Genomic DNA, 10,284 nt, shown 5'->3' on the forward strand with positions numbered 1-10,284 from the left:
GTGCTCCCGGCGCGGCGCGGGGACGACACCGGGGGCGGCGGGCCGGGGCGCGGCGGCGCGCCGGGGCCGCCGGAAGAGGTCGAGGAACGGGGAGTCGATGTCGGTGCCGTCGCCGACGAGCATCGGCGGGCTCGGCTCGACCGGCGGTACGCCCCGGCCGTTCGTCGGCCGCGGCGGCTGGAAGACGCCGACGCCACCCTGCCCGGGACTGGTCACCAGAGCCGGGTCGGACGGCTGCTCGTCCTGGATCTCCTCCTCCGGGTAGTCGAGCGACCGCGCACGGTTACCGTGTGGGGCGCTGTGCCGTCCGGCCGGGAAACCCGGCGTGGAAGAGCGACTCATGCGACCGCCTCACCCGCGTGGTTCGACTGCCCGATCGACGTACGCCCGGTCATGCCAGTTCCTCCCGGATCCTGATCCGGCTGCCGACCAGGCGGGGGTCCCGCAGCTCAGCGGCCGGCTCCCGGGTGCGTCGCCAGTCGGTCAGGGCGGTGCGGATGACCATCCGTGCCGGCCGGTCCGGGTCGACGTACCGGAAGATGAACGAGGTGCTCACGATGGCGAGCGCGATCTCCCAGGCGGGGAAGAGCTCGACCTGCAGCGTGAACAGCCAGTGGATGAACATGTAGAGGGGTACGAGCAGCATGAACAGGCCGTACTGGGCGTACGGCAGGTGGACGGGAAGGGTGTAGCCGGGCGGCCCGAGGTAGACCAGGCGAGCCCGGTAGATGTCGTCGTCGGTGCGCAGCCGCATGTCTCGCCCGGGCCTATTCGAAGATCAGGTCGATCAGGTAGTCACCGACGAAGAAGAGTGTGGCCGCCCCGGCGATGAAGGCCAGGCCGACGATCGCGATGGCCGAGCTGGTGAGCACCTTGGAGATCTCACCCCGGCTGGCCCGGCCGATGAAGATGACACCGAGCACGGCGAGCAGGATCGGCGCGATCTTGCTGGCGAAGAAGGTGACGACGCCGTTGGTGTCGATGCCCTTCGGAGCCTCTTCGGCGAGCGGTGTCGTCGCCAGGGTGTGCAGGGCCTGCGCGACGCCGGACGTCGCCGTCTGCATGAGCTCGAAGGCGATCACTGGAACCTCCCCATGTCGCGGCCGGCGGTGCCGCGGCGGTGCAGTAGGCAAGCCTGGCGGGAAATGTGCTCACTCAGCGCAGCGTCGGCGACGCTACGTTCGTTACCCACCACGGAGAGTGGTGAGCTTTGGGGGGGATTCTTCCCGCTTCGGCCCTCCCTCCAGGCTTCGCCATCTCGATGCTGGGCAATTCCACAGCGTACGGCCCGCCCTCCTTTGCGACAACCCGCGAAGAGTCGGCCCGATTCGACCCGGACGACCGATCGTACACCTGTTCCAATGCGCATGTCAGGGGGCCGCCGGAGCGGGCGTGGACGACCGGTACCGTCTAGTCGTGACCGATCTGGTACGGGCGCAGGCCCCGGTGGTGATGGGCGTCCTCAACGTCACGCCCGACTCCTTCTCCGACGGTGGCCGCTACGCCGACCTCGACGCCGCGGTCGCACACGGGGTACGGCTGCGGGCGGAGGGCGCCGCGCTGATCGACGTCGGTGGCGAGTCCACCCGGCCGGGCGCCGACCGGGTCGACCCCGCGACCGAGGCGGCCCGGGTCCTGCCGGTGATCCGGGAGCTGGCCGCGGCCGGCGTGGCGGTGAGCATCGACACCAGCCGGGCCTCGGTTGCCGAGGCGGCCCTGACCGCCGGGGCCACCGTCGTCAACGACGTCTCCGGCGGGCTCGCCGACCCGGACATGGCCCGGGTGGTGCGCGACGCCGGCTGTCCCTGGGTGCTCATGCACTGGCGCGGGCACTCGCGGGGGATGCGCGAGCTGGCCACCTACACCGACGTGGTCGCCGACGTGCGCGCCGAACTGGGCCGGCGGGTCGACGAGGCGCTGGCCGCCGGGGTGGCCGCCGACCGGATCATCGTCGACCCCGGCCTCGGCTTCGCCAAGACCGCCGCGCACAACTGGGAGCTCAGCGCCCGCCTGCCGGAGCTGGTCGCGCTCGGCTTCCCGCTGCTGTTCGGGGCGAGCCGCAAGTCGTACCTCGGCCGGTTGCTGGCCGACGCCGACGGCGAGCCGCGGCCCACCGCCGACCGGGAGGCGGCCACCGTCGCCACCAGCCTGCTGGCCGTCGCCGCCGGCGCCTGGGGGGTACGCGTGCACGACGTGCGCGGCACCGCCGACGCGGCTCGCCGTCTGGCAGGCCACCGGCCGTCCCCGCCTGGTCGCCGAGCCGGCCGCGCGCCGCGTCGGCCAGGACAGCGCGGAACCGGGCGGTGCCGGCGTGCCCACGGTGGGGGCGGCCGGGCCTGCCGGCCGGCAGGAGAGCGAGCCGGCGCGGTGACCGCGTCCGGGCTGGGGACCGCCGCGTACGTCGGCCGGAACGAGGGAGAACGATGACCGACCGGATCGAGCTGACCGGCCTGCGGGCGCGCGGTCGGCACGGCGTCTACGACTTCGAACGCGCCCAGGGGCAGGAGTTCGTCGTCGACGCGGTGCTCGAACTCGACCTGGCCCCGGCGGCCCGCTCCGACGAGGTGACCGACACGGTGCACTACGGCGAGCTGGCCGAAAAGCTGGTCGCCGTCATCACCGGCGAACCCGTCGCGTTGATCGAGACGCTCGCCGACCGGCTGCTCGCGGTCTGCCTGGCCGAGCCGCTGGTCGCCGCCGCCACGGTCACCGTGCACAAGCCCGAGGCGCCGATCCCGCACACCTTCTCCGACGTCGCCGTGACGATGCGGCGTACCCGATGACCCGGGCCGTGCTCTCCCTCGGCAGCAACCTGGGCGACCGCCTCGGCCAGCTGCGTGCCGCGGTCGCCGCGCTCGGCGACGCGGTCCTGGTGGTCTCCGGCGTCTACGAGACTCCACCGTGGGGGGACGCCGACCAGCCGGCGTACCTCAACGCGGCGGTGATGGTCGCGACCCGGCGGCGACCCCGCGCGACTGGCTGGAGCGGGCCCGGGCCGCCGAGCGGGCGGCCGGCCGGGTCCGCGACCCCGAGCGCCGGTTCGGACCGCGCACCCTGGACGTGGACGTCATCGCCGTCTGGGACGCGGCCGGCGAGCCGGTGCTCAGCGACGACCCCGAACTCACCCTGCCGCACCCCCGCGCCCACCTGCGCGCGTTCGTGCTGCGGCCGTGGATCGACATGGAGCCGCACGGACGGCTGCCCGGGCACGGCTGGCTGACCGACCTGCTCAACGCCGAGCCGTTGGCCGGCGACGCGCTGGAACTGAGCCCCCGGCCCGATCTGGCGTTAGAGTCGACCCCATGACCGAGTGGAGCCGGCCGGCATGACCCAGGCGCAGCCCCCGCGCGGAAGCGAGCCCGACCGCTTCCGGATGGGCCCCACCCGGATCTCCACCCTGGTCGTCGCCGCCCTCGCCGCCGCGGCGGTGGCCTGGTTGCTGATCAGCACCTTCTACTACGACGTCGCGCCGGACCTGCCCTGGCTGCCGGTGGTCACGCTGGCCGCGCTCGCGGTGCTGGAGGCGTACGCGGCGGCCAACACCCGCAGCCGGATCGAGCGCCGGCCGGGCCGCGACCCGGTCAACCCGTTGCTGGTCGCCCGGTTCGTGGTGCTGGCCAAGGCGTCCGCCCTGGCCGGGGCGATCTTCACGGGCTGCTACGCGGGGCTGACCGCGTGGCTCTTCATCGAGGACACCAACGCCGCCATGGACGACCGGCCGGCGGCCGGCGCCGGCCTGCTCGCGTCGCTCGCGCTGACCGCGGCCGCGCTCTGGCTCGAACGCGCCTGCCGGGTCCCCGAGCAGGAGGACGACGAGGACCGGGAGCCCGGCGACCGGGAGGGCCGCCCGCCCCGCCGCTGATCAGGGGGGTTACGCGCGGCCGCGTGCGCAGGTACCGTCCCTGGCGACCGGATGCAGACGACCGTCGACGAGGACGGTTGGCCACGTGGGAGGCGCGCGGCATGGCGTACGACGAACCAGGCCGGGCCGGATCCGCGGAGCCCACGCCGGGGGTGCCCGCCGCCGTGCTGGAGAACGTCTTCGACGATCCCGCGCACGGTGAGCCGGGCCGGGACCGGGTCGGCGTGCACCTGGTGTGGGAGGCGCTCCTCCTGGTCGGCCTGGTCGGTGTGGTGCTGCTGCTCCGCCGCGAGGACGCCGACGCGCTGCGCGGCGACGGGCTGCGCACCCTCCTGGTCGACGTGGTCGCGCTCGGCCTGCTGGCCCTCGCCGCCGGGCTGAGCCTGCGTACCGCGGCGGTGAACCTGGCGGTCGGGCCGATCGCCGTCGCCGCCGCGCTGCACTTCGCCGAGCAGGGCGACCGCGGTGTCACGGCCGCGCTCACCCCGGCCCTGGTGGCCGCCGTCGTGGGTGGCCTCGCCCTGGCCCTGGCCGTGGTGGTGCTGCACGTGCCCGGCTGGGCGGCCAGCCTCGCCGGCGCCGCGGCCGTGATCGTCTACATCGAGCGGCGCTCTGGCGCGGTCGTAGTGCAGGCCGACTACGACCCGCGCCGCACGGCCTTCTACCTCTTCGCCGGGTTCGCGGCCGTCGCCGTGCTGGGCGGGATCTTCGGCGCGATCCGGGCGGTCCGGCGGGTGGTCGGCCGGTTCCGGCCGGTGGTCGACCCGGCCCGCCGCCGGGGCGTGCTGGCGGCCCTGGTCACCGCCACGGCGCTGGTCGGTTCCACCGTGCTCGCCATGCTGGCCGGGGTGCTGCTGGCCGCCAACGCCGCCGGCCCGGTCGTACCGGGGTCGGGGCTGGACTGGACGGTGCTGGCGGTCGGCGTGGCGATGCTCGGCGGCACCAGCGCGTACGGCCGGCGCGGCGGGATCTTCGGCACCCTGCTCGCGGTGGGCGTGGTGGTGGTCTTCCTGGCCTGGGCGACCGCGCGTGGCTGGACGATCTCCCGGTGGACCGTGGGCGGCGCGGCGCTGGGCGTCGGGCTGGTGGTGACCCGGCTGGTCGAGGCGTGCGGGCGGCCACGCGGGACGATCGGCGAGCCGGCCGAGACCACGCCCGCCGGCGACGGCATGATCAGCACCGGCTGGTCGCTGCCCCGGCCGAGCACCGTCGACAACTGGCCGCCCGCGCTGCCGGCCCAGTCGACCGCCACCCCGCCGGACCCGTGGGAGGCCCCCCGCTGGGAGACCGGGTCGCGCCGCTGGGACGACGACGACCGGTGAGGCCGTGCCCGCGTCCGAGGGGCCGTAGGTGATCTCGCCGGTTAGGCTCGCGGGCATGAGCGAGACTCCTTCCGCCGGTACCGGCCGCACCTTCGACGAGCTCGACGCGCTCTCCACCGAGGAGCTGCGGGAGCGGGCCTTCGCGCTGGCCCGGGAGCGCCGCGACGTGGGCTTCTTCTGGTCGGTGCTGCGGCACCTGCCGAACGCCGACGAGGCCGCCGCGCTGGACGGGGCGCCGAACTCGATCGGACCGACCATCGACGAGGCCTCGGCGCTGTGGCGGGAGCTGACCGGCCACGGGTACGAGGAGTCGGCGCCGCTGCTGCGCGCGGCGTTCATCGACTACATGGTGAAGCACTGACCGGTCGGACCGCCGGCTGGCGCAGGTTTGCCCGCCCGGGTGGGTCGGGAACTTCCCGCCGCATGGCCCTCACCAACCGTCCCCGGACCGTCAGCGGGTACGGCACCGCCGCCGGCACCGGCACCCTGGCCGCGCTCATCCTGGTCGGGGTCTGCGGCAGCCCGTGGTACGTCGGCTGGGCCGAGGCGCACACCGACCCCAACTCCGGCGGCGGCTGGTTCCTGCGGCTGCTCGCCTGGCCCGCCTGGCGGCTGGAGGCCGCCGGTGGCGAGCACGGGGTGCTCGCCACGACCTGCGGGCGATCCTGCTGCTGGTGTTCGCCGCGACCTTCCTCTACCTGCTGCCCACCTCGCAGGTGGCCCGGGTGCAGGGCTCGGTGAGCCAGTTCTTCTCCGGCTGGGCCGCGTACGTCCTGGCCGCCGCGGCGGCGACCCTGCTGGCGGCGCTGCTGACCTCGGACGGGCCGCTGCTCGCCGACTTCCAGACCACCGGCACGGGCGCCACCTACGGCTTCTTCGCCGGCTGGATCATCGGCACCGCCAGCCTCGGCGGCCGAGCCTGACCTTCCGGACCCGACCTGGCCGCCGGAACGGCCCGGCCGCCGCCGGAACGGCCGGGTCAGGCGCCGATCTGGCCGAGTTCGAGCACCCGGGTCCGGGTGAGCGCGCCGACCGGCTCGCCGTCGGCGGTGACCACGACCGCCTCGGAGCCCGCGGTGAGCATCGCCGCCAGCGCGTCGTACGCGGAACCGCCCAGCGCCACCGCCGGCAGGTCGGCGGTCGCGCCGGTGAGCGGGGCCAGGGTGTCCCGGGTGAGCGGGGTGACGGCGAGCCGGCGGATGCCCGGTCCGCGCCGACGAACTCGCGGACGAACGGCGAGGCGGGGGCGCCGAGCAGGGCGGCCGGGGTGTCGTACTGCTCCAGCCGGCCCCCCTGGGAGAGCACCGCGATCCGGTCGCCGAGCCGGACCGCCTCGTCCAGGTCGTGGGTGACCAGCACGATGGTCTTGCGGACCTCGGCCTGGAGCCGCAGGAACTCCTCCTGCAACCGGGTCCGGACGATCGGGTCGACCGCCGAGAACGGCTCGTCCATCAGCAGCACCACCGGGTCGGCGGCCAACGCCCGGGCCACCCCGACCCGCTGCCGCTGCCCACCGGAGAGCTCGTGCGGGTAGCGGCGGCCGAACTGCGCCGGGTCGAGCCCGACCAGCTCCAGCAGTTCGCCGGCGCGGCGGCGGATTCGCTCCTTCGGCCAGCCGAGCAGCCGGGGCACCGTGCCCACGTTGGTGTGCACCGTCTGGTGCGGGAAGAGCCCGACGTTCTGGATCACGTAGCCGATCCGGCGGCGCAGCTTGACCGGGTCGACCCGGGTGATGTCCTCGTCGCCGAGCAGGATGCGGCCGCCGGTCGGTTCGATCAGCCGGTTGACCATCCGCAGCACGGTGGATTTCCCGCAGCCCGAGGGGCCGATCAGGACCACCAGCTCGCCGGCCTTGACCTCCAGGCTCAGCTCGCGCACGGCCTCGGTGCCGTCCGGGTAGCGCTTCCGGATGCCGTCCAGGGTGATCGAGGCCGCGCTGTGCCCGGCCGCGCCGGTGGGTCCCGGGGTAACGTCCACGTGTGTCCCTCCACCTGAGCTACCGGGCCGACCCCGGTAACCCGTGGTTCTCCTGGCAGTACGTGCGGGACAACTTTGACACCATCCTCGCCGCGCTGCGCGAGCACGCCTCGCTGACCGCCCGGGCGGTGCTGATCGCCGCCCTGGTGGCCCTGCCGTTGGCGGTGGCGGCGTACTGGTTCCGCGCCCTCGCCGGGCCGATTCTCGCACTCACCGGCGTGCTGTACACCGTGCCGTCGCTGGCGCTGTTCGCCTTCATCGCGCCCTACCTGGGCATCGGCGCGATCACCGTACTCACCGTGGTGGTGCTGTACGCGCTGCTGGTGATCGTGCGCAACGCGGTGGCCGGGCTGAACCAGGTGCCCCCCGAGGTCCGCGACGCGGCCGAGGGCATGGGGTACGGCCGCTGGGCGCGGCTGTTCCGGATCGACCTGCCGCTGGCCCTGCCCGGCATCCTCACCGGGGTACGCCTCGCCACCGTCTCGACGGTCGCCCTGGTCACCGTCGGGGTGGTGGTCGGTCGCGGCGGCCTCGGGCAGCTCATCTTCGCCGGCTTCCAGAACAACTTCTACAAGGCGCAGATCATGACCGGGACGCTGCTCTGCGTCCTGCTCGCCCTGGTGCTGGACCTGATCCTCGCCGGGGTGGGCCGGCTGCTCACGCCGTGGCTGCGCGGGCGGACCGGATGACGGCCGCGGCCGCCCGGGCGGGCACCAATCCGGTCGAGCAGGCGGTGGTCTGGCTCAACGACCCGCTGAACTGGACGAACCCGGGCGGCATCCTGGACCGGCTCGGGGAGCACCTGAGTATGTCCGCCGCCGCGGTGCTGCTCGGCTGCCTGGTGGCCTGGCCGATCGGGCTCTGGCTCGGGCACAGCGGTCGCGGTGGCGGGCTGGTCCTGCTGATCTCCAACGTCACGCTGGCGATCCCCACCCTGGCGCTGCTGACCATCCTGCCGCTGACCTTCCTCGGGTTCGGCCGGCCGGCGGTGGTGGTGGCGCTGGCCGTCTTCGCGGTGCCGCCGCTGCTGGCCAACGCATACACGGGGGTGCGGCAGGCCGATCCGGAGGCCCGGGACGCGGCGCGGGGGATGGGGCTGTCCGGGGGGCAGGTGCTGCGCCGGGTGGAGCTGCCGCTGGCGGTGCCGTACCTGGCGGCCGGGTTCCGGACCGCGGCGGTGCAGGTGGTGGCGACCGCCGCGCTCGCCTCGTTCGTCAACGGGGGCGGGCTCGGCCAGATCATCCGGGCGGGCTTCGGGCTGGACATCGCGGCCGGCGGGGGGCCAGATCATCGCCGGGGGCGTGCTGGTGGCCGGGCTGGCGCTGCTGGTCGAGGGGGTGTTGGCGCTGGTCGAGCGGGCCGTCACCCCGCGCCCGCTGCGCCGGGCCCGGGGCCGGGCGAACCGGCGGGCGGCGGCCGCCGTCGCCGGGAACTGAGCGAACCGGTGACAATCCGGTGACAAACCCGCTCGGAGTTTGTCGGTCGGAGCCGGAGGATATTGGCTGGAGTCGCGGGCGGCCGGACGGATCGCCCGTCGGACACGCGGCCGGCCCAGCTCGGGTCGCGCCGGGACACGGAAGGCGGGCGCGATCATGCGCGTACGGACAAGACTGGCGGTCGGCGCGGTGGGCGCGCTCACCGTGGCAGGTCTGCTCACCGGCTGCGGGGACGAGGGGTCCTCCGGCACGGATGCACCTCAGCAGGGCGCGAGCGGCGCGGGCTGCGCCCCGGTCGCCGGCGACCAGCTGGTCGTCCTGAACGACGACAAGAAGCTCCAGAACACCGACAACATCATCCCGGCGATCAACGTCGACGCGGCCAACCCGCAGCTGGTCGCCGCGCTCGACAAGGTCTCCACCGCGCTGGACACGCCGAAGCTGATCGCGCTCAACAAGGCCGTCGACGTCGACCGCAAGACCCCGAAGGCCGCCGCCGAGGGGTTCGCCTCGGCGAACAACCTCACCGCCGGCATCGCCAAGGGCCCCGGCGGGCAGATCGTGGTCGGCGCCGGCAACTTCAGCGAGAGCCAGACCCTGGCCGAGCTCTACAACATCGTCCTCACCGCGGCCGGGTACCAGGTCAAGGTGCAGCAGATCGGCAACCGCGAGCTCTACGAGCCGGCCCTGGAGAAGGGCGAGATCCAGGTCGTCCCGGAGTACGCGGCGACCATGGCGGAGTTCCTCAACACCAAGGCCAACGGGAAGAACGCCACCCCGGTCTCCTCGCCGGAGCTGGACAAGACCGTCACCGCGCTGAAGGCCGCCGGCGACAAGGTGGGCATCACCTTCGGCGCACCCGCCGCGGCCCAGGACCAGAACGCCTTCGCCGTGACGAAGGCGTTCGCCGACAAGTACGGCGTGCAGACGATCTCCGACCTGGCGGCCAAGTGCTCCGGCTCGGCGACCGTGCTGGCCGGCCCGCCGGAGTGCCCGCAGCGGCCGAAGTGCCAGGCCGGTCTGGTGGAGGTCTACGACTTCAAGGCCGGCTCGTTCAGCTCGCTCGACGCCGGTGGCCCGCAGACCAAGAACGCGCTCAAGACCGGCACCGCCAGCGTCGGTCTGGTCTTCTCCTCCGACGGCGCGCTCGCCACCGGCTGATCATGGGTTCCGGGCGCGGCGGCACCCCGCCGGCCGCGCCGACCGCACCCCCTGATGACGCGATTCGGTCCTCGGGACCGTTCCCACGCAGGGCATCTCTCGGTAGGCTCCACAGCCATGCCCGCCCCGGTCGTGCCCGAGAAGCACCACCCGCAGCTGCTGACCGTCCTGTTCTGGATCGGTGTGGCGATCGCGCCCGTCGCGGCGCTGATCCTGCTGATCGCCGACGGCAACGGTCCGCTCCGGTTCGCCGCCGTACTGGCCATCATGGCCGTGGTCCTGATCGGTCTGTCGATCGCGCTGCGCGCCGACGGCGGCCAGCCGCGCGGCGAGGAGTTCCTCGACGAGCTGGAGCAGCTTCGCCGGGAGTTGCGGGCCGAGATCGTGGCCGCCGCCCAGCGCGGCAACCAGGCGCTCGACCAGTCCCAGCGGGTGGAGGACCAGGTCACCGCGCTGCGCCGCCGGCTGGACGCGGCGGCGGCCGGCATCGCCGCGGCCGCCGGGATCACCGGGGCGGTGGCCGAGG

Annotated in this window: 8 protein-coding genes and 7 pseudogenes; 11 read left to right on the forward strand and 4 right to left on the reverse strand. The window is 74.2% G+C overall.

Annotation, left to right across the window (positions count from 1 at the left end):
• The 3 genes and pseudogenes from JNW89_RS17390 to JNW89_RS17400 form a co-directional block, all read right to left on the reverse strand.
• A pseudogene (locus tag JNW89_RS17390) lies at positions 1-342 on the reverse strand (hypothetical protein); the annotation flags it as partial.
• A 49-nt stretch (positions 343-391) separates the two neighbouring features.
• Positions 392-754, reverse strand: a complete 363-nt coding sequence (locus JNW89_RS17395; RefSeq protein ID WP_067302246.1) for a hypothetical protein — start codon at positions 752-754, stop codon at positions 392-394.
• 13 nt (positions 755-767) lie between these two features.
• Positions 768-1,082 (reverse strand): hypothetical protein, encoded by a 315-nt coding sequence (locus JNW89_RS17400; protein WP_088959938.1) that lies wholly within the window; start codon positions 1,080-1,082, stop codon positions 768-770.
• 334 nt (positions 1,083-1,416) lie between these two features.
• Here JNW89_RS17400 and folP point away from each other — a divergent pair.
• The 7 genes and pseudogenes from folP (at position 1,417) to JNW89_RS17435 (ending at position 6,107) form a co-directional block, all read left to right on the forward strand.
• Positions 1,417-2,371 (forward strand): annotated as a pseudogene (gene folP / locus JNW89_RS17405) (dihydropteroate synthase).
• Positions 2,372-2,423: 52 nt separating this feature from the next.
• Positions 2,424-2,783, forward strand: coding sequence for a dihydroneopterin aldolase (gene folB / locus JNW89_RS17410; RefSeq protein ID WP_088959940.1), 360 nt, complete (start codon positions 2,424-2,426; stop codon positions 2,781-2,783).
• A pseudogene (gene folK, locus JNW89_RS17415) lies at positions 2,780-3,306 on the forward strand (2-amino-4-hydroxy-6-hydroxymethyldihydropteridine diphosphokinase). The gene folB and the pseudogene folK overlap by 4 nt, the downstream one beginning before the upstream one ends.
• A gap of 19 nt (positions 3,307-3,325) precedes the next feature.
• Complete coding sequence (locus JNW89_RS17420; RefSeq protein ID WP_238449720.1) at positions 3,326-3,862, forward strand: DUF3180 domain-containing protein; 537 nt, start codon at positions 3,326-3,328, stop codon at positions 3,860-3,862.
• A gap of 101 nt (positions 3,863-3,963) precedes the next feature.
• Positions 3,964-5,184, forward strand: coding sequence for an ABC transporter permease (locus JNW89_RS17425; RefSeq protein ID WP_238449724.1), 1,221 nt, complete (start codon positions 3,964-3,966; stop codon positions 5,182-5,184).
• Between the two features lie 55 nt (positions 5,185-5,239).
• The gene (locus JNW89_RS17430; RefSeq protein WP_238449721.1) at positions 5,240-5,545 is read left to right on the forward strand and encodes a hypothetical protein; all 306 of its coding nucleotides are present in this window, start codon (positions 5,240-5,242) and stop codon (positions 5,543-5,545) included.
• A gap of 62 nt (positions 5,546-5,607) precedes the next feature.
• Positions 5,608-6,107, forward strand: a pseudogene (locus JNW89_RS17435) (hypothetical protein).
• A gap of 56 nt (positions 6,108-6,163) precedes the next feature.
• On the opposite strand, the pseudogene JNW89_RS17440 reads toward JNW89_RS17435, so the two are convergent.
• Positions 6,164-7,161, reverse strand: a pseudogene (locus JNW89_RS17440) (ABC transporter ATP-binding protein).
• A 2-nt stretch (positions 7,162-7,163) separates the two neighbouring features.
• On the opposite strand from JNW89_RS17440, the gene JNW89_RS17445 reads away from it, so the two are divergent.
• The 4 genes and pseudogenes from JNW89_RS17445 to JNW89_RS17460 form a co-directional block, all read left to right on the forward strand.
• Positions 7,164-7,850 carry an ABC transporter permease gene (locus tag JNW89_RS17445; protein ID WP_238449722.1) on the forward strand — a complete coding sequence of 229 codons (687 nt, stop codon included), beginning with the start codon at positions 7,164-7,166 and terminating at the stop codon, positions 7,848-7,850.
• A pseudogene (locus JNW89_RS17450) lies at positions 7,847-8,597 on the forward strand (ABC transporter permease). The gene JNW89_RS17445 and the pseudogene JNW89_RS17450 overlap by 4 nt, the downstream one beginning before the upstream one ends.
• A 156-nt stretch (positions 8,598-8,753) precedes the next feature.
• A complete protein-coding gene (locus tag JNW89_RS17455) occupies positions 8,754-9,758 on the forward strand; it encodes a glycine betaine ABC transporter substrate-binding protein (RefSeq protein WP_238449723.1) in 1,005 nt (334 codons plus the stop codon).
• 117 nt (positions 9,759-9,875) lie between these two features.
• A pseudogene (locus JNW89_RS17460) lies at positions 9,876-10,284 on the forward strand (hypothetical protein); the annotation flags it as partial.

The organism is Micromonospora sp. 4G55 (assembly GCF_016803375.1).

What these genes read in the sequence shown, in the direction of transcription:
- JNW89_RS17425 (WP_238449724.1), top strand. Translation starts at nt 3,964, where the DNA reads ATGGCGTACGACGAACCAGGCCGGGCCGGATCCGCGGAGCCCACGCCG.
- folB (WP_088959940.1), top strand. Translation starts at nt 2,424, where the DNA reads ATGACCGACCGGATCGAGCTGACCGGCCTGCGGGCGCGCGGTCGGCAC.
- JNW89_RS17395 (WP_067302246.1), bottom strand. Translation starts at nt 754, where the DNA reads ATGCGGCTGCGCACCGACGACGACATCTACCGGGCTCGCCTGGTCTAC.
- JNW89_RS17430 (WP_238449721.1), top strand. Translation starts at nt 5,240, where the DNA reads ATGAGCGAGACTCCTTCCGCCGGTACCGGCCGCACCTTCGACGAGCTC.
- JNW89_RS17420 (WP_238449720.1), top strand. Translation starts at nt 3,326, where the DNA reads ATGACCCAGGCGCAGCCCCCGCGCGGAAGCGAGCCCGACCGCTTCCGG.
- JNW89_RS17455 (WP_238449723.1), top strand. Translation starts at nt 8,754, where the DNA reads ATGCGCGTACGGACAAGACTGGCGGTCGGCGCGGTGGGCGCGCTCACC.